Raw genomic sequence first — 18,519 nt, forward strand, 5'->3', positions numbered from 1 at the left:
TACGCCCCAAATCACGCAATCGGGTTACAGTGTGTACTCAAAAACTCTCTCTCAGCCATTGGCTGACACGCTGGATACGCCCTCCCGTCCCGGTCAGAAGACCGGAGGAAGCTGCTCTGACGGACCGCTCTTCTATCCCGGCCACCTGCGGGTAGATCAGTAGTCCAACAGTCGCAGAAAAAGCTGCCCCCTTGGCCGCGTCGGGCAGTCCCGCTATGCCCAGCGGACGCCCGATGCGTACATTTCTTGCAAGAATTCGCCGGCCCGCTTCCGGCATTCCCGGAAGCTGGCTTGCACCGCCTGTCAGCACGACGCGCTTGCCGACAATGTGTCCGAGACCCGACTGGTTCAGCCTGTCGCGAACCAGCTCCAGCGTCTCTTCCACTCTTGCGCGGATGATCCGCGTCAGTACCGAACGCGGATATTGATTGGGTACATCGCGCTCGTCATCGCCGATTGGCGGAACGCTGATGAGATCGCGGTCATCGGCAGCACTTGGCAGCGCAGAGCCGTACATGACCTTCAGGCGCTCGGCATCTTCCATTCGAGTGGAGAAACCGCGCGCCACATCCATCGTAACGTGGTTGCCGCCGATGGCCACTGCATCGGCATGAATGAACTTGCCTTCCGAGAAAACAGAAATCGTCGTGGTGCCACCGCCCATGTCGATGCAGGCTGCACCCATTTCCGCTTCATCCCCCACAAGTGCCGCAAGGCCGCTCGCATAGGGGGTTGCGACGATTGCTTCTACCGAAAGATGGCAGCGATTGATGCAAAGCTCCAGGTTGCGCAACGGAGCGCTATCGGCCGTCAACACATGCATATCGACGCCAAGACTGTCGCCCAGCATGCCAAGCGGATCGCGAATGCCACGCTCGCCGTCCAGCGTATAACCAACCGGCAGGGAGTGAACGAGATGGCGCTCCGCCGCCAGCGCCTGCTTGGCACCTGCGGACAATACGCGGCGAATATCCGCCTGCTCAACTTCGTGACCGCCAAGATTGACGCTCGCAGTGAAAGTCTCGCTCTTGAGACGTCCTGCCGAAATATTGACGATCAGGCTGTCAACGGTGAGACCCGCCATGCGCTCTGCGGCATCGACTGCCAGACGAATCGACTGTTCGGCGGCATCGAGATCGATGATGACGCCGGATTTGACGCCACGCGAGCGCTGATGCCCGATGCCAAGCACTTCCATGCGATGCGTGCGCCCCGGCAGCAGCACCCCGCCTTCATGCGGGCGCAGTCGCGCAATCACGCAGGAAACCTTGCTTGAGCCGACATCCAGAACCGTCAGCAGGCGCACCTTGCGCCCGGAAGCTCCGCCCTGTGATGATCCCTTGCCGCCTAAAATACTCATACGCGCTTCCCCATGCGGGATAATGTTTTTTTACGCTCGGCCAGAAACTTCTTGCGCTGCTCCATCCCGCTTGCCGTCAACTGGACCGTCACCCGATCTTCAAGACGCAGATCGACTGAGGCGATATCGCGTGACAGGAGATGTTTTTCCTTGTCGAGACGCTCGACTTCGGCCAGCGCCTTCATCGGGTCGTTCTCCGGCAGCATGATGCGCACGCCGTTTTCCAGCAGAACGTCCCAACGGCGGTCCGAAACGCGGATATAAGCGCGCACTTTTTCGGCAAGCACCGGATAGGCAGCGACTTTATCGACGAAACCCTTGACGCGCTTTTCGGCACCCTCGCCCACCACCAGCGGCAGCGAATTGTAACGGCCGGGCCGGAACGGCGCAATTGTATCGCCAGCCGCGTCGATCAGCGACAGTTCCTTGTCATTCTGCCAGACGGCAAATGCCTTGCGCTCATTAAGCACCACCAGAACCGTACCCGGATAGATCTTGCGCACTTCCGCGCTTTCCACCCATGGCAGCTTGGCGATAGACTGGCGCGCTGCTTCCGCACTCAAACCAACCAGCGACGTTTCACCATCCAGATCGAGTTGTCCCAGAATATCGATATCGGACGTTTCGTGATTACCGACGACCTTGACGTTTTCAATGGCAAAACCCAGCGTCGAAGCAGTCGCCTTGAGCATTTCCTGCGAATGGCCGCCGAGGATCATGCCATAGATGCCGGTCACACCAAGAAAGCCCAGCATGCCGAGGGTGCCTGCATAACGCGGAATATTGACATTGCCCTGAAACAGGCGGGCAGCAAAACGGAACGGCTTGCGCAGATAGCGCGGCAGAACAAGGGCTGCGCCTGATGCATCTCGCATCGCGTCCGCACGCTTGTATCCATCTGTTCTGCCGTTCAACGCAAACAAGACGCGTCCTCCACCATCCAACTCAACAATTCACCAAAAGAGATACCTGCCGCCTTGGCGATATCAGGCACGAGCGATGTAGGGGTCATTCCCGGCTGCGTATTGACTTCGAGCCAGATGACTTCGCCTTCTTCGGAAAAACGGTCATCGAAACGAAAGTCCGACCGACTGACGCCCCGACACCCGATTGCCCGATGCGCCGTAAGGGCCATTGTTTGTATTTTTTGGTAAATATTTGGTGAAATTTTCGCCGGACACTCGTGTCTTGATGCTCCAGCCACATATTTTGAATCATAATCGTAGAACTGATGCCCCACCGGGATGATCTCGCAGACGTCCATCGCGCGCCCATCCATCACCGCACAGGTCAGTTCGCGACCGGCAACATAGCGCTCGACCATGACCTCATCGCCATATTTCCAGTCGGCGGAGCCAATCACCTGCGGCGGATGCGACTGATCTTCCTTGACGATCACCACGCCGAAACTGGACCCCTCACGCACCGGCTTGACCACATAGGGCGGCTCCATCGGATGTTCGGAACCGACATCAAAGCGGTTCATGATCCGCGACGGCGCGACAATCACGCCAGCCGCAGCGGCGACCTTCTTGGCGCGATCCTTGTCCATGGCCAGTGCTGAAGCCAGCACACCCGAATGGGTGTAGGGAATCTGGAGATATTCGAGAACGCCCTGGATGGCCCCATCCTCACCGAACGGCCCATGCAACGCATTGAAAGCCACGTCCGGCTTCAGCTCCGCCAGCACGCTTGCCACATCGCGGTTCACATCGATGCGCGTGATGCGATAGCCAAGATCTTCGAGAGTCTCCGCACAGGCGTTACCGGACGAGAGACTGACAGGGCGCTCCGCAGAGAATCCTCCCATCAAAACGGCAACATGCTTTCCAGCCATGTCAGTCATCCCCTCTGCGCATCCCCTGCGCTTGCATCAAAAACAGAGTCGGGACAGCCCGGCGGTGGAAGCCGCAGACGCCCACAGCAGGAAAATCCTGCCGAATCAAATCACTGTACGGTTAACCATAAAGAATCAGAGGATTGATTCCGTGGCAAGACCCTATCAAAAGAGGGAGCCAGCACGCGCCCCTCCCAAAGCCTGAAAAAGCCCGGAATTTCAGGAAGAAGCCTCGACGTTTTAAAATTATACTTTTCCTAAGAATTCTTCGACGTGCTCACCTTCCCGGAACAATCCGAGTCGTTTGATCTCCCAATGAAGGCGAACACCAGAATTCTCATAAACTTTGGCGCGAACTGTTTCGCCCAATGTTTCCAGATCATGGCCAGTGGCCGTGCCGGTATTGATCATGAAATTGCAATGCAGTTCCGACATCTGCGCGCCCCCCACGCTTAAGCCCCGGCAGCCTGCCTTATCGATTTCCTTCCAGGACGAAGAGCCTTCAGGGTTCTTAAAGGTCGAACCGCCCGTTTTCTCTCGCACTGGTTGCACCGTCTCGCGGTGATTCTGCACCTCGTCCATAGCTTTCTGGATTTCTTCCCGCTCACCCGGAACACCCTCGAACAAAACAGAGGTAAAAATCAGGGCGGGCGAAGCAGAGGAATGGCGATAGGCATACCCCATATCCGCATTGGAGAGCACATGAAGCCTGCCCTTGCGATCGAGCGCACGCACTTCGACCACCCGTTCGCGTGTTTCCACGCCATTTGCGCCCGCATTCATGCGCAATGCGCCTCCAATGCCGCCCGGAATACCGTGATAGAAATGAAAACCCGCAAGGCCCACATCGAGCGCCGCCGCTGCCACACGCTTGTCCGGCACCGCCGTTCCTGCACGCAACCGCGTGTCAGAAACCTGCTCGACCTCACCAAATCCCTTCGCAGAAAGCCGTACCACGAAGCCCGGAATACCACCGTCGCGCACCAGAAGGTTGGAGCCGATACCTACAACCATAACGGGTATCTCTTCCGGCAAGGTTTCAAGGAATTTCGACAGATCTTCCTCGTCGGCTGGCTGGAAGAGAACCTGCGCCGGCCCGCCAGTACGAAACCATGTGATCTTGTCCATGCCCGCATCCGGCGTCAGTCTGCCGCGCAGACCAGACAGCTTGCCATCGAGCTTCTTCAGGAGCGTCTCGCCGCTTTCCATCATTTGCTTCCCTGTTCAGCCAGTTCTTTCGGAAGCGTATAGGCCCATTGCGTGATGTTGCCCGCCCCAAGGCAGACAACGAAATCGCCCGGCCCGGCAATGGAAGCAACAAGCGGTGCCAGTGTTTCCGGTCCGCTCGCGTAACGGGCATCGCGGTGGCCCGCGGTTTTGATGCGCGATACGAGCGCTTCCGAATTGACGCCATCGATCGGCTCTTCGCCAGCCGTGTAGACCGGCGTAACAATCACGGTGTCGGCATCGTTGAAACAGGCAGAAAACTCATCAAACAGGCTGTGGAGGCGCGTATAGCGATGCGGCTGCACGATGCCGATGACGCGGCCCTTCGCGGCTTCTCGCGCCGCCTTCAGCACGGCCCGGATTTCCACCGGATGGTGGCCATAATCATCGAATATCTCGACGCCGTTCCACGAACCCGTATGGGTGAAGCGGCGCTTCACGCCGCCGAATGCGCCAAGGCCGCGCCGAATGTCATCAGCGGAGATACCGAGTTCATGCGCGACCGTGATGGCGGCTGTCGCGTTGGATACATTGTGCAGCCCAGGCATCGGCAGGCGTAGATCCTTGATCTCGGTCGTATCGCCCTTGCGGGAGCGGATCAGTACGTCAAACAGGCTCGTTGCGCCGTCCATACGGTGATTGAGGAAGCGCACGTCTGCCTGTGGGTTCTGCCCGTAGGTGATGATGCGGCGGTCCTCAATGCGGCTAACCAGCGCCTGCACTTCCGGATGATCGAGACACATCACGCCGAAACCGTAGAACGGCACGTTTTCAACGAACTGGCGAAATGCAGCGCGCACATTGTCGAAGCTGCCGTAATGGTCGAGATGCTCCGGATCGATATTGGTGATGACCGCAATATCCGCCGGCAGCTTCAGAAAGGTGCCGTCGCTTTCGTCGGCTTCCACCACCATCCAGTCGCCGTCGCCCATGCGGGCATTGGTGCCATAAGCGTTGATGATACCGCCATTGATTACGGTCGGATCGAGATGCCCGGCATCAAGCAACGCCGCCACCATGGAGGTGGTGGTGGTCTTTCCATGCGTGCCGCCAATGGCGACCGCATGCCGGAAGCGCATGAGTTCGGCCAGCATTTCGGCGCGGCGCACGATAGGCAAAAGCTTTTCGCGCGCAGCAGCCATTTCAGGATTGCTCTTCTTGATCGCCGTCGAAACGACAACCACCTCGGCGTCGCCGAGATTCTCGGCCTTGTGGCCGACAAAGACCTCAATGCCCTTCTCGCGCAGGCGTTGCACATTGGCGCTGTCCGACTGATCGGAACCCTGAACCTTGTAGCCAAGATTGTGCAGCACCTCGGCAATGCCGCTCATGCCGATGCCGCCGATCCCGATAAAATGGACAAGCCCGATATTCAGCGGCATTTTCATGGCCGATTTCCTTCTTTCAATTCCTGGACCGATTTTCCTGCTGCAATAGCCTCTGCCAGGTCGGCAAGCAACTGCGCGGCATCCGGCTTGCCCACGCTTTGCGCAGCTTTTGCCTGTTGGGCAAGCCTTTCAGGCTCATTCATCGCCGATTGTAGTATTTCGGCAAGTCGCTCGGGCGCAAGTTCCGACTGGCGCACCACATCACAGCCGCCCGCAGCTGCAAGTGCCGCCGCATTGGCGGCCTGGTCATGATCGAGCGCATGCGGAAACGGCACCAGCATCGCCGGGCGGCCAATGGCGGCGATTTCTGAAACCGTTGAAGCACCCGAACGTGAAATCACGAAATGAGCATCCGCCATGCGCGCCGGCATGTCGTTGAAGAACGGAGCAACATCTGCGGGAACATCCAGCTTCTTGTAAGCGTCGCGAACCGAGGCTTCATCCTCCTTGCGCGCCTGCTGGGTGACCAGAAGCCGCGCACGATCCTTCTCCGGCAAAAGCGCCACAGCCGCTGGAATGGCGGCGGAAAAGAACTGCGCGCCCTGACTGCCGCCGAACACCAGCAGGCGAAAGCGCTCATCCGCTTTTGCCGAGCGGTAAGGCGTCGCGGCCGCGGCCAGAACCGGCGGACGCACCGGATTACCGGTCGTAATGGTCTTTGCGGCATAAGTTCCGCCTGTTTCGGGCAAAAAGCCGCCTGCAATCGCTTTCACGCGTCCGGCAAGCCCCTTATTGGCACGCCCCATGACGGCGTTCTGTTCATGCACCAGCGTCGGGATACCCATATTGCTTGCTGCATAAAGCGGCGGCAGGGTTGGATACCCACCAAAGCCTGCAACAAGCTTGGGTTTCAGACGCCGGAACAATTTGCGCGAATCGAGATTGCCCTGCCACAGCGACCAGAAGGTCCTGAGCAGAGCGATCGGGTTACGGCCTGCAATCGTCGCCGATCGGATGACATGCACATGGTCTTCCGCAAAGGCACCCGCAAAGCGTTGTGCCCGCGCATCCGTCGCCAGATGCACGTCCCAGCCGCGCGCCCGTAATTCATGAGCCAGCGCTTCCGCCGGAAAAAGATGACCGCCCGTGCCTCCGGCAGCCAATACGATTACACCTTTGCTCATCATTCCCTCTCAGAGCGGCCCCTCACAACACCGGCAAGCGCTCGCCCATTCCCACCGTATGCGTCATTCGGGCTTCCGGTCGGCGGCGCGTGAGCGCCAAAAGAATACCCATGGTGATTGCGATTGCGATCAGCGACGAGCCGCCATAGGAAATGAACGGTAGCGTCATGCCCTTTGCAGGCATCAGATGGAGGTTCACCGCCATATTGATGATCGACTGGAACCCAAACAGGATAACAATACCGGACATCGCAAGGCGCGTGAACGCATCACGCTCGCGCATCGCAATGGAAAGGCCACGCACCACGATAAAGGCAAAGAGCAGCATGATGATGATGCAAAGCACAATGCCGTATTCTTCGGCTGCGACCGAAAAGATGAAATCTGTGTGGCTATCGGGGATGATCCGCTTGACCGTACCTTCTCCCGGCCCCTGCCCGAACCAGCCTCCGCGGAGGATCGCCTCACGCCCCACATCGACCTGGAACGTATCGCCCTCACCGGTGAGAAAGCGGTTGATACGGCCTTCCACATGCGGGAACACCATATAGGCGCTAAAACCACCGACTATGGCAAGACCGCCCAGCATGATGATCCAGAGCATTGGTAGCCCAGCCAGAAAGAACATCGCGCCCCATGTGCCCGCTGTCAGAATGGTCTGACCGAGATCGGGCTGGAGAACGAGAAGCACAGCCACAAGGCCGAAAAGCATCATTGCGAGAAGATTACCCGGCATTTCGCCGCCGCGCTCGCGCTCGGAAAACAGCCATGCGCAAATGACCACGAAAGCGGGCTTCATGAATTCCGATGGCTGGATAGAAATACCGACCAGATTGACCCAGCGCCGCGCACCTTTAACCTCGATACCGAAAAACAGCGCCAGAACCATAAGGACCAATGCGCACCCCAGCAAAGCCAGCGCAAATCGCCTGATCTGGCGCGGAGAAAAGAACGAGACGCCAATCATCACCGCCACGGCAGGCACCATGAAAATGACCTGACGCTCGACAAAATGAAAACTATCAAGTCCGATGCGCTCTGCCACAGCAGGACTGGCGGCAAAAGACAAGAGCACACCAAGCCCCATCAGGCCCAGACATGCGGCAAGAAAGTAACGGTCGATTGTCCACCACCAATTGGCGACAGGACCGCGATCAACGCGACTTACCATCAGCTTTCTCCTCTCATCGGATTGGTGCCCGGAAGCGCGAGAACGGCACTTCGGAAAGTATCCCCGCGTTTCTCAAAATTCGGAAACTGATCAAAGCTTGCGCAGGCTGGCGAAAGCAGCACCACAGGCTCTGACGCGGCATCGTTGCCTGCATCGCGCGCCGCATGTTCGACGGCCACGCCAAGCGTGTCGGAAATCTCGAACGGCACAGCATCGCCGAGCGTTGCCGCAAATTGTGCCGCAGCTTCGCCGATCAGATAGGCTTTCGCGATGCGCGGAAAGAAGTCCGTGAGCGATGCAATACCTCCGGCCTTCGGAACGCCTCCGGCGATCCAGTAGATATTCTGCGGAAATGACGCTAGCGCCGGGGCTGTCGCCTCGGCATTGGTCGCCTTGGAATCATTGACGAACAATACTTTGCCACGATTTCCCACCTGCTCCATGCGATGGGCAAGACCAGGAAAACTGCTTAGGCCGGTACGAATTTCTTCGATTGAGAGCCCGACCGAAAGACAGGCCGCGATGGCGGCGAGCGCATTCTGCATGTTGTGCGCGCCGCGTAGAGAACCGATACCTTCCAGCGATGCCAATTGTTCCGCCTCGCCGCCCTTTGCCACAAACAGCATCGGACCATCGGCAAAATAACCGTTTTCGAGGCGGCTGTCTTTGGAGATACGCGTAACCTTCACGCCCTTGCGGCCAAGACGTTCGGCAATGTCAGTGCAATAAGTGTCATCCACGCCGATAATGGCCATACCGCTTGCCTCAACCAGCCGCGCTTTGATCGCGGCATAATTCTCCATTGCGCCATGGCGATCGAGGTGATCCGGCGTCAGGTTCAGCAGGATACCGGCAGTAGGATTCAGCGAAGGAGCAAGGTCGATCTGGTAGGACGAGCATTCGACCACATAAAAACGGCCCTGCGCTGGCGGCTCCAGCGTCAGGATCGCCGTGCCGATATTGCCGCCAAGCTGCATGTCACGGCCTGATGCCTTGATGATATGGGCAATCAGCGCGGTGGTGGTCGATTTGCCATTGGTTCCGGTGATGGCGATAAACGGGCAGTCAGGCGCGATATGGTTGCGCTCCCGCACAAACAGTTCCACATCGCCAATGATTTCCACGCCTGCCGCATGCGCCATTTCAACGCTCCAATGCGGCTTGGGATGCGTAAGCGGTACGCCCGGCGAAAGCACGAAGGCGGCGAACTGCGACCAATCGGCCTGCCTCAGATCGCCGGTCGCAATGCCTGCGCCTTGCGCGCGGGCAACACTGTCGGGATTATCATCCCACGCAACAATCTTCGCCCCGCCCGCCACAATGGCTTTGGCGGTTGCAATACCCGACCCGCCCAATCCGAAGAGGGCGACTGTCTGGTCTTTGAGGGCGGTGATCGGGATCATTCTCTTGCCTGTTACCTGAGCTTCAAGGTGGAAAGACCGATCATGGCGAGGATGATCGCGACGATCCAGAACCGGATCACGACCTGACTTTCCGTCCAGCCTTTCTTTTCAAAATGGTGATGGATCGGCGCCATCAGGAAGACGCGCTTGCCGGTCAGCTTGAACGAACCCACCTGAATTATGACGGAAAGAGCTTCGACCACGAACAGGCCGCCGATGATGGCCAGAACGATTTCGTGCTTGGTAGCGACCGCAACGGTGCCGAGCATCCCCCCCAGGGCCAGAGAACCCGTATCACCCATGAAGATTGCAGCGGGCGGCGCATTAAACCACAGAAAACCAAGCCCTGCCCCGATGACCGCACCCAGCACCACCGCCAGTTCGCCGGTGCCCGGCACGAAATGGATTTGCAGATAATCTGCGAAGATCGCATTGCCCGAAAGATAGGCGATAAAGCCAAAGGACGCAGCCGCAACCATCACCGGCACGATAGCAAGGCCGTCGAGGCCGTCGGTAAGGTTCACCGCATTGCCCGCGCCGACCATCACGAAAGCGGCAAAGGGGATGAAGAACCAGCCAAGATTGAGGACGAACTGCTTGACGAAGGGGAACGTCAGCGACGAGGAGAAAGGCTCCTGCCCCGCGCGCATGATGATGAAAGCGGCGATCGCAGCTATCAGGAACTCGATGGCCAGACGTATCTTGCCTGAAAATCCCTTGTCGGATTGCTTCGTGACCTTGAGATAATCGTCATAAAAACCGATGGCTCCAAAGCCGACCGTGACGATGAGAACCACCCAGACATAGATGCTGGAGAGATTGGCCCACAGCAAGCATGAGGCAAGAATGCCTGTCATAATCATCAGTCCGCCCATAGTGGGTGTTCCGGCCTTCTTGAAATGGGTCTGCGGGCCGTCGGCGCGGATCGGCTGTCCCTTGCCCTGCCGCGCGCGTAACGAATTAATAATTGCCGGACCGAACAGAAAAACGATGAGGGCCGAGGTAATCATCGCTCCGCCAGTGCGGAACGTGATATAGCGGAACACGTTGAACGGCGTCACATGCTCGGCAAAAACTGTAAGAAGCATCAACATACGGAAAAATATCCCTCAAAAACTGCCTATTCGGCGGGCGTCACTGACGGAAAACGTCTCGTCAGCGCCTTGACGATCCTGGAGAAGCCGACCCCTTTGGATGACTTCACCATAATGACATCGCCGGGGTGGATCGCTTTCACCACCAGCGGCAGCAATTCATCGGTGCTCTGCCTGTACTCGACATGAATTTCAACTGGCAATGCGTTTTTAAGCACCGACATTTCACGTCCGCCGATATAAAGTGCGTTCACCTGCGCATCGACAATAGGGCGGGCAAGATCGGCATGAAGCTTACCGGACTGACGTCCGAGTTCGAGCATATCTCCCAGAACCGCGATGCGGCGTCCGCGCGGCCCTTCCGGCGGCGTCGCCTGCAACAACGACAGCGACGCCCGCACCGAAGTTGGATTAGCATTATAGCTTTCATCGATCAGCGTGAACGACCCCCCATCAGGATGCTCAAGTACATGCCGCGCGCCACGTCCGCCTTCCGCAACCAGCGCCGCCATCGCTATCGCAACCTTGGCCATATCCGCGCCGGCCAGATGCGCGGCACCCAGAACGGCAAGCATATTCTGCACGACATGACGTCCCGGCATCCCGACCTTGACCACCGCCTCCTCGCCGCCAATCCTGACTGTCATGCACGAGCAGTTCGGAAGCAGTTTTACTTCACGCAGGCGATAGTCTGATCGCGCATTCGCGCCGAAAGGCGTAATGTGCTCAATACCGGCCTTCTGCGCTAATTCTTCGAGCTGCCTGAAACGCTTGTCGTCACGATTGAGAAGAACATAGCCGCCAGGAACTACTCCTTCGAAAATCTCGGCTTTTGCCGTTGCTATCTCTTCCAGATTGGCAAAATGTCCAAGATGGGCAGGAGCGACCAGCGTAATCAGCGCGATATGCGGCCGCACCATCTTCACCAGCGGACGGATCTCGCCATGATGGTTCATACCTATTTCAAAGATGCCGTAATCGGTATCCGCAGGCATACGAGCGAGCGTCAGCGGCACGCCCCAATGATTATTGAAAGATGCAGCCGAAGCGTGAACCTTGCCTGAATCGGACAGGACATGACGCAAGGCTTCCTTGGTCGTCGTCTTGCCGACGGAACCAGTCACCGCAATGATCTGTGCTTTTGAGCGTGCCCGCGAGGCAATGCCAAGCCTGACCAGCGCTTCGAGCACATCCTCGACCACAATCATCGGCACTTTGAGATTGCCGAAGGCGGGAAGCCGCGATTCATTGACCACCAGCATTCCCGCACCTGCCGCCATTGCAGCGGTTGCGAAATCGTGTCCGTCGAACTGATCGCCCTTGATCGCAAAAAAAGCTTCGCCTTCCTTCAGCGTGCGGCTGTCGATGGAAATGCCGGTAATGCCAGCCGGAAGCGTCCCGAAAGGGCGGCCTTCCATGGCCTCGACCATATCGGCGGATGTCCAGAGCCAGTCGCTCATTCCTTATGCTCCCCAAGACGCGCGGCAAGAGCTGCCGCAATCTCCGTATGGTCGGAGAAAGGCAGCGTTATGTCGCCCACTGTCTGGCCTTCCTCATGCCCCTTACCCGCAACAACCAGTGTATCGCCAGGCATCATCATTGCCACGGCGGTAACAATCGCTTCGCGGCGATCACCGATTTCCATCGCGCGGGGTGCGGCGGCCATGATTTCCGAACGAATCTGCGCAGGCGTTTCCGAACGCGGATTATCATCGGTGACGATGGTCACATCGGCCAAACGGGAGGCAATCTCGCCCATGATCGGCCGTTTGCCCTTGTCGCGGTCGCCGCCGCAGCCGAAGACCACGATGACACGGCCTGTCGTGAACGGACGCACGGAGGTCAGGACATTTTCCAACGCTTCCGGCTTGTGGGCATAATCGACATAGACCGGTGCACCCTCTTCGGTCGCTCCAACCAGATCGAGACGCCCCGGCGCGCCCTTAAGGCGTTCGAGCGCGCGCATGGCAGCAGCAGCAGGAACCCCCGTCACCATGGCAAGCCCTGCGGCAACCAGCGCATTGGCAACCTGAAAATCACCCGCCAGTGGCAGTTCGATTTCAAAAATCTCGTCATTTATCCGCACTTCGACATGCTGTCGAAAACGCTCGTGCTCTACGCGTTTAAGCGCAATAAAATCGCCCTTGCGCCCAACTGTTTTCACATTGCACCCCGCAGCGGTAGCCGCCTCGACAGCCTGCGGCGAATAATGATCGTCCGAGAAGATAATAACCGGCGCGCCCTTCGGTAGCAGCGTGTCGAACAGGCGCATCTTGGCACCCAGATATTCCTCTATGGTCGCATGATAATCCATATGATCGCGGCCAAGATTGGTGAAAGCCCCGGCAGCGAGCTTCACGCCATCAAGGCGGCGCTGATCGAGGCCGTGCGAAGAAGCTTCCATCGCCGCATGGGTAACGCCCTCATCGGCAAGCTCGGCCAGAACGCGGTGTAATTCGACCGGATCGGGCGTGGTGAGTGAATTATAGTCGCTTCGCGTCGGCGAAAAGACACCGGTGGTCCCGATATTAGCTGCAGGAAACCCGGCATCGGCCCAAATCTGCCGTGTGAATGAGGCCACAGACGTCTTGCCGCTGGTGCCTGTGACCGCCACCATGACCTCCGGTTGCTTGCCGTAAAATTGTGCGGAGGCAACCGCCAGCGCATGCCGTGGATCGTCCACATGCAGTACAGGTACACCCGTATTATTGATAGGCGTATCCTTGCCAGCAATTATCGCGACAGCGCCACGTTTGACAGCATCGGCTGCGAATGCCGCTCCATCCGCCTTGACGCCTTTAAGCGCTGCAAAAAGAAAACCGCATTCGACATTACGGGAATCGGACGTGATACCCGTAATTTCCACTTCACCGGCAGCGCCGGAGGTCAGTTCTTTGAAAAGAGCGATTTCCTTGAGCTTCATCGTCATACCAGATCCAGGTTCAGTTGCGTGATTACCACCGGGCAGGTGGCATGGCACGAATCATTCCTAATTAATCGAAGACACCATTGCTGGCATCGCTTCCTCTTCAAAATCAGGTCTGACCCCGAGGAAAGAAGCGGAACGGCGTATGATTTCCGAAACCATCGGGGCAGCATTGAGGCCGGCAGTGGCGCTAAACTTTCCTTCCTCAGGTTTTGGCTCGTCAATAATCGTCAGAACCACGTAGGCAGGGTCGTCCATCGGGAAGGCGGCAAGGAAGGCGTTGAAGCGCACATCACTGGAATAGCGGCCATTGACGACCTTTTCAGCCGTACCCGTCTTGCCGCCGACACGGTAGCCATCGACCTGTGCGCGGCGACCCGAGCCGGTTTTTCCGTTCAGGCGATAAAGATAACGCATGTCTGCGGAAACCTGCGGCGTCAGTACCTGCTTCGCCACTTCACTGGCCTCCGCCTGGCTACGCGTAAGGAAAGTCGGCTGTATCAATTTGCCGCCATTCACCAGCGCTGCTGCGCCGACAGCCGTCTGGAGCGGCGTGGTCATCATACCGTGACCGAACGAAATGGTCATCGAATGAACCTTCTTCCACACGCGCGGCTCGACAGGCCGCGCCACTTCCGGCAGTTCCGTCTGCATGCGGTCGAGCAGACCCATCTTCTTGAGGAAGGCGCGATGGCCCTCGATACCTACTGCATCCGCCTCGCGACCCGAACCAATATTGGAGGAATAGATGAAAACCTCCGGCAAGGTCAGCACACGGCCCTTGCCGTGGAAATCCCGAATGACCTGGCGGCCAATCACCAGCGGGCGGGAGGCATCGAGCGTGGATTGCAAATTGAACTTGCCAGAATCGAGTGCCATCGCGGTCGTGAAACTCTTGATCGTCGAACCCATCTCGTAGGTGCCTGCCGACATGCGGTTGAGCCGATCCTTGTCCAGCGCATGCACCGGATTGTTCGGATCGAAATCCGGCACTGAAGCCATGGCGAGAACTTCACCCGTTTTGACATTCAGAACTACGGCGCCAGCCGCAATCGCACGATAGCGTTCGATCGCTTTCACCAGCACGTCACGCACGATATGCTGCACGCGAATATCGATTGAAAGCTTGACCGGTTCGAGCGACTGACCGGTTGCAAGACCGACCGAGCGCAGATCGCTCAAGCCTTGCGAATCGACATATTTCTCCATTCCAGCAATACCCTGATTGTCGATATTAACGAGGCCCAGAATGTGGGAGGCCGTTGGTCCACCCGGATAGAAGCGGCGCTTTTCCGTGCGGAAACCAGTGCCCGGCACGCCAAGCGCCATGATCTGGCTCTGCTGCTTCGGCGTCAGGCCGCGCTTGACCCAGACGAAGCCCGCACCGCTCTTGAGGCGACGATAGGTTGTCTCCCAGTCGAGATCGGGAATGACGGTCGAAAGCAGCTCGATGGTTTCGTCCGGATCGACGATCTTGCGCGGCTCGGCAAAGAGCGAGGCCGTCTTGATATCCGTTGCGAGAATCTCGCCGTTACGGTCGAGAATATCCGGGCGCGAGGCGAGCTGATGCACGGCGGGGCCGCTGGAATCCTCTTCCTCGCCGCCGATCACGCCAAAATAGATCAGCTTGCCGCCGATCACGCCGTAAATACCGACGAAACACGCAATGGCCATCCAGAGGCGGTTGCGCGCACGGTTGCCATGCTTTTTGCGCGAACCCACGAAAGCCATTTTGCCGGCCAACTTTCCACTGTCGGCCGGCTCGATGCCATCATTCAAATCCTGTTTTTTCTTTCGGGGTAATCCGAGCTTCAGCCGCATGATCACTACCTCGCCCCATTCTTCCTGATGCTGCCGGTAGTGACTGCGTCCGGCTCCAGAACCCCGCTTGCCACCAGTTCATCGCTGCCGGAGATAAGTTTCTCAATGTCGTCCGGTTCACGCTCCGGAATATCTTCGACGCCTTTCGCAAGCTGTTCGGCTTCAATAGGCTCAAGGTTCAATTCCTGCGAATAGACACCGACCAGACTCTGCAAGCGTCCCGGCTGCGTCATCAATGCCCAGTCCGCGCGCAACAGCGTGATCGTATCCCTTTCGGAACCGATCTGGCGTTTCATCTTGGCTATGACGGCGATCTGCCGTTCTGCATCATACTTGATCGTATAGGTGATCGTCGCCGCCACCAGCATCGCCGCTATCATGATGAGTTCGAAAGTACGCAGCACTCGTTCAACTCCGGGCCAGTTCATGCGTGTCGGGCAGCTTCGGCAGCCCGAAAAGCAAAAGATCATCTTCAAGAGGCGGATTTTCGGTCCTCAGACCTGCACGCAGTTTCGCGGATCTGGCGCGCGGGTTGCGCTCTTCTTCTTCCATAGACGGACCAATAGCCCCCTTGACGGCAGGGATAAAGCTGGGATGGCGCACATGCATTTCTGGCAGATGCCGCGAGCCGGCACTTCCGCCCGCACGGTCGGCGAAAAACCGCTTCACCATACGATCTTCGAGCGAATGGAACGTCACCACTACCAGACGTCCGCCCGGTTTAAGAACACGCTCAGCAGCAAGCAACGCCCGCGCCAGTTCGCCCAACTCATCATTCACATAAACGCGCAGCGCCTGAAAAACACGCGTCGCCGGATGGATGCGATCCTTCGGATTGCGCCCGACCAGCGTTTCAATCGCATTGGCAAGATCAAGCGTACGAGTAAAGGGCTGTGCCACGCGGCGCTTGTCAATCATGCGCGCAATGCGGCCCGCATGGCGCTCCTCGCCCAGAAAATTGAAAATACGCGCCAGGTCGCCCGTCTTCAGCCCGTTGACAACATCGGCGGCACTTGGCCCGCTGCCGGACATGCGCATATCGAGCGGCCCATCCTTCTGAAAGGAAAAACCGCGCTCAGCCTCATCGATCTGCATCGACGACACGCCGATATCGAGCACGACGCCATCCACCTGGGCACCTTCTCCCTGCACCTGCGCAACGGCTCTATCCAGTGCCGAAAACCGGCTTTCCACCAGATGCAGCCTACCCTCAAAAAGATTTTCCATTGTCCGCCCGGCCGCGATGGCAGAGGGGTCGCGATCAATGGCGATAACATTCGCACCCGCTTCAAGAACGTGCCGTGTATAACCGCCGGCACCGAATGTACCGTCGACAATCACTTTACCGGACTCAGGTTTCAGCGCATCAATTACCTCGGAAATAAGCACCGGAACGTGACGAAGCTGGACATCTCCGGCTTGAGAACGGTCTCCGCCGAGGCTAGCCATCATTCCGATCCTTTCCCGGGTTCAAATCCCGCTATCCTGATTTTTTCTGCGGTTTCCTGCCAGTTGTCGTCATGGCGGATTCGTTCAAACCGTTATCGGATATTAAGCTTAATGAACCGTTATTCTTTCTTGCTGCACGCCTTCAAACCCTGTGCTGTCCATGAATTTTCAACGCTATCACTCTTGCGGCATGCACAGGGCATGGAATAGGAATTTCCCGTCTTGGGGGAAGCCCTGTCACATATTTATGAAGGCCCCCACCTATTTGTTGCATTGACGGATGAATTCCCGCCTGCCTACTCTAATGCAAATAGTTTGCAAATGCATTTAATAAGGTCTTTTCAGCACATGTCTCCGCATGAAAATATGCCTTTGGCCGATAAAGCCTACACATTTGAGGGTTGGCGCCGAAACCGCGGTGAAGCATCGATGTCGGATGTCTACCGTTCTATAGCGGTCCACCGCTCCGGCTCGAAACTCCGCCGCGCAATGGCTTTTTTCGGCCCCGGCTATCTTGTTGCTGTGGGCTATATGGACCCCGGCAACTGGGCAACCTCTCTGGCCGGCGGCTCGCGTTTTGGCTATACATTACTTTCGGTCGTGCTGATTTCAAATCTAATGGCCGTGCTGTTGCAAGCGCTCTGTGCACGTCTGGCTGTCGCAACCGACCGCGATCTGGCACAGGCCTGCCGCGATGCCTATCCGCGCTTTCTTGCCTGGCCCCTCTGGCTTCTGGCGGAACTGGCTATTTGCGCCACCGATCTAGCCGAAGTGATCGGTACGGCCATTGGCCTTAATCTTCTGTTCGGTATCCCGCTTGAAATCGGCGTCATCATAACCGCGGTTGACGTTCTTCTGGTTCTCTATTTGCAAAACAAAGGATTCCGCCGCGTCGAGTCGCTCATCATCACCCTGCTTGGCGTTATCGCGTTATGTTTCCTGATCCAGATATTGATGGCACAACCCCATTGGGATGCGGTAATTCGTGGTTTCGCCCCCACCGCCGAAATCGCCCGCAACCCGGACATGCTTTACATAGCGCTCGGCATTATCGGTGCAACCGTAATGCCACATAATCTCTATCTACATTCAGGTGTGATACAGACCCGCGATTACGGCAACACCGTTGCCGAAAAACGGGAAGCGATCCACTTTGCAACGCTTGATTCAACCATCGCGCTGACCTTTGCCCTTCTCGTCAACGCCTCCATCCTGATCCTCGCCGGCGCAAGCTTCAACGCCACCGGACATACGGGCGTCGAAGATCTCGACAAAGCCCATGCCCTGCTCAGCCCGCTGCTGGGTTCCGCAATGGCCCCAAGTCTCTTTGCCATCGCGCTACTTTGCTGCGGCCTCAATTCCACTATCACGGCAACCATGGCGGGGCAGATAGTCATGGAGGGCTTTATCGATATCCACCTCAAACCATGGCTGCGCCGCGCCATCACCCGTTTTGTCGCTATAATCCCGGCGGCCATCGTCACCCTTCTTTATGGTTCGAAAGGGACCACAGAGCTACTGATCCTGTCGCAGGTGGTGTTGAGCCTGCAACTGCCCTTCGCCGTCATCCCCCTGGTAATGTTCACTGCGGAAAAAAAGAAAATGGGCGCGCTGGTAGCCCCGCGCTGGATGACACTGCTTGCCGCGATCACAGCCGCTATTATTGTCATACTCAATATGAAGCTGATTTATGACTTCTTCAGTGGGGCGCCCATTTAG

15 protein-coding genes are annotated in these 18,519 nt (G+C 57.6%); 1 reads left to right on the forward strand and 14 read right to left on the reverse strand.

From position 1 onward, the window contains the following. Positions 1 to 37 precede the first annotated feature (37 nt). From ftsA to rsmH, 14 genes are all read right to left on the reverse strand, one after another. Positions 38 to 1,360: a cell division protein FtsA gene (ftsA, locus tag KUG47_RS10530; protein WP_217677923.1), complete on the reverse strand. Its 1,323-nt coding sequence runs from the start codon at positions 1,358 to 1,360 to the stop codon at positions 38 to 40. Next, a complete protein-coding gene (locus KUG47_RS10535; protein WP_217677924.1) occupies positions 1,357 to 2,283 on the reverse strand; it encodes a cell division protein FtsQ/DivIB in 927 nt (308 codons plus the stop codon). Before KUG47_RS10535 ends, ftsA begins: the two co-directional genes overlap by 4 nt. After that, on the reverse strand, positions 2,271 to 3,197 hold the full coding sequence (locus KUG47_RS10540; RefSeq protein ID WP_217677925.1) for a D-alanine--D-alanine ligase: 927 nt from the start codon (positions 3,195 to 3,197) through the stop codon (positions 2,271 to 2,273). Before KUG47_RS10540 ends, KUG47_RS10535 begins: the two co-directional genes overlap by 13 nt. A 246-nt stretch (positions 3,198 to 3,443) precedes the next feature. Then, on the reverse strand, positions 3,444 to 4,409 hold the full coding sequence (gene murB, locus KUG47_RS10545) for a UDP-N-acetylmuramate dehydrogenase (RefSeq protein ID WP_217677926.1): 966 nt from the start codon (positions 4,407 to 4,409) through the stop codon (positions 3,444 to 3,446). Further along, on the reverse strand, positions 4,406 to 5,812 hold the full coding sequence (murC, locus tag KUG47_RS10550; RefSeq protein ID WP_217677927.1) for a UDP-N-acetylmuramate--L-alanine ligase: 1,407 nt from the start codon (positions 5,810 to 5,812) through the stop codon (positions 4,406 to 4,408). The genes murB and murC overlap by 4 nt, the downstream gene beginning before the upstream one ends. Further along, positions 5,809 to 6,936 carry an undecaprenyldiphospho-muramoylpentapeptide beta-N-acetylglucosaminyltransferase gene (gene murG, locus KUG47_RS10555; protein ID WP_217678174.1) on the reverse strand — a complete coding sequence of 376 codons (1,128 nt, stop codon included), beginning with the start codon at positions 6,934 to 6,936 and terminating at the stop codon, positions 5,809 to 5,811. The genes murC and murG overlap by 4 nt, the downstream gene beginning before the upstream one ends. A 22-nt stretch (positions 6,937 to 6,958) precedes the next feature. Then, the gene (gene ftsW / locus KUG47_RS10560) at positions 6,959 to 8,107 is read right to left on the reverse strand and encodes a putative lipid II flippase FtsW (RefSeq protein WP_217677928.1); all 1,149 of its coding nucleotides are present in this window, start codon (positions 8,105 to 8,107) and stop codon (positions 6,959 to 6,961) included. Continuing rightward, positions 8,107 to 9,510 carry a UDP-N-acetylmuramoyl-L-alanine--D-glutamate ligase gene (gene murD / locus KUG47_RS10565; protein ID WP_217677929.1) on the reverse strand — a complete coding sequence of 468 codons (1,404 nt, stop codon included), beginning with the start codon at positions 9,508 to 9,510 and terminating at the stop codon, positions 8,107 to 8,109. The genes ftsW and murD overlap by 1 nt, the downstream gene beginning before the upstream one ends. A gap of 11 nt (positions 9,511 to 9,521) precedes the next feature. After that, complete coding sequence (mraY, locus tag KUG47_RS10570; RefSeq protein ID WP_217677930.1) at positions 9,522 to 10,604, reverse strand: phospho-N-acetylmuramoyl-pentapeptide-transferase; 1,083 nt, start codon at positions 10,602 to 10,604, stop codon at positions 9,522 to 9,524. A 26-nt stretch (positions 10,605 to 10,630) separates the two neighbouring features. Further along, positions 10,631 to 12,064: a UDP-N-acetylmuramoylalanyl-D-glutamyl-2,6-diaminopimelate--D-alanyl-D-alanine ligase gene (locus KUG47_RS10575; RefSeq protein ID WP_217677931.1), complete on the reverse strand. Its 1,434-nt coding sequence runs from the start codon at positions 12,062 to 12,064 to the stop codon at positions 10,631 to 10,633. Continuing rightward, complete coding sequence (locus KUG47_RS10580) at positions 12,061 to 13,533, reverse strand: UDP-N-acetylmuramoyl-L-alanyl-D-glutamate--2,6-diaminopimelate ligase (protein ID WP_217677932.1); 1,473 nt, start codon at positions 13,531 to 13,533, stop codon at positions 12,061 to 12,063. Before KUG47_RS10580 ends, KUG47_RS10575 begins: the two co-directional genes overlap by 4 nt. Before the next feature lie 60 nt (positions 13,534 to 13,593). Next, positions 13,594 to 15,351, reverse strand: a complete 1,758-nt coding sequence (locus KUG47_RS10585; RefSeq protein WP_217677933.1) for a peptidoglycan D,D-transpeptidase FtsI family protein — start codon at positions 15,349 to 15,351, stop codon at positions 13,594 to 13,596. Between the two features lie 5 nt (positions 15,352 to 15,356). Further along, on the reverse strand, positions 15,357 to 15,755 hold the full coding sequence (ftsL, locus tag KUG47_RS10590) for a cell division protein FtsL (RefSeq protein WP_217677934.1): 399 nt from the start codon (positions 15,753 to 15,755) through the stop codon (positions 15,357 to 15,359). Between the two features lie 4 nt (positions 15,756 to 15,759). Beyond that, a complete protein-coding gene (gene rsmH, locus KUG47_RS10595) occupies positions 15,760 to 16,803 on the reverse strand; it encodes a 16S rRNA (cytosine(1402)-N(4))-methyltransferase RsmH (RefSeq protein WP_217677935.1) in 1,044 nt (347 codons plus the stop codon). Positions 16,804 to 17,148: 345 nt separating this feature from the next. On the opposite strand from rsmH, the gene KUG47_RS10600 reads away from it, so the two are divergent. Continuing rightward, positions 17,149 to 18,519: an Nramp family divalent metal transporter gene (locus KUG47_RS10600; protein WP_217677936.1), complete on the forward strand. Its 1,371-nt coding sequence runs from the start codon at positions 17,149 to 17,151 to the stop codon at positions 18,517 to 18,519.

Source organism: Falsochrobactrum tianjinense (assembly GCF_019100495.1).
GTDB classification, from domain to species: domain Bacteria; phylum Pseudomonadota; class Alphaproteobacteria; order Rhizobiales; family Rhizobiaceae; genus Brucella; species Brucella tianjinense.

Coding starts and splice junctions, on each gene's coding strand:
- ftsA (WP_217677923.1), bottom strand. CDS start 1,360: ATGAGTATTTTAGGCGGCAAGGGATCATCACAGGGCGGAGCTTCCGGG.
- KUG47_RS10540 (WP_217677925.1), bottom strand. CDS start 3,197: ATGGCTGGAAAGCATGTTGCCGTTTTGATGGGAGGATTCTCTGCGGAG.
- murB (WP_217677926.1), bottom strand. CDS start 4,409: ATGATGGAAAGCGGCGAGACGCTCCTGAAGAAGCTCGATGGCAAGCTG.
- murC (WP_217677927.1), bottom strand. CDS start 5,812: ATGAAAATGCCGCTGAATATCGGGCTTGTCCATTTTATCGGGATCGGC.
- murG (WP_217678174.1), bottom strand. CDS start 6,936: ATGAGCAAAGGTGTAATCGTATTGGCTGCCGGAGGCACGGGCGGTCAT.
- ftsW (WP_217677928.1), bottom strand. CDS start 8,107: ATGGTAAGTCGCGTTGATCGCGGTCCTGTCGCCAATTGGTGGTGGACA.
- murD (WP_217677929.1), bottom strand. CDS start 9,510: ATGATCCCGATCACCGCCCTCAAAGACCAGACAGTCGCCCTCTTCGGA.
- mraY (WP_217677930.1), bottom strand. CDS start 10,604: ATGTTGATGCTTCTTACAGTTTTTGCCGAGCATGTGACGCCGTTCAAC.
- KUG47_RS10575 (WP_217677931.1), bottom strand. CDS start 12,064: ATGAGCGACTGGCTCTGGACATCCGCCGATATGGTCGAGGCCATGGAA.
- KUG47_RS10580 (WP_217677932.1), bottom strand. CDS start 13,533: ATGACGATGAAGCTCAAGGAAATCGCTCTTTTCAAAGAACTGACCTCC.
- KUG47_RS10585 (WP_217677933.1), bottom strand. CDS start 15,351: ATGCGGCTGAAGCTCGGATTACCCCGAAAGAAAAAACAGGATTTGAAT.
- rsmH (WP_217677935.1), bottom strand. CDS start 16,803: ATGATGGCTAGCCTCGGCGGAGACCGTTCTCAAGCCGGAGATGTCCAG.
- KUG47_RS10600 (WP_217677936.1), top strand. CDS start 17,149: ATGTCTCCGCATGAAAATATGCCTTTGGCCGATAAAGCCTACACATTT.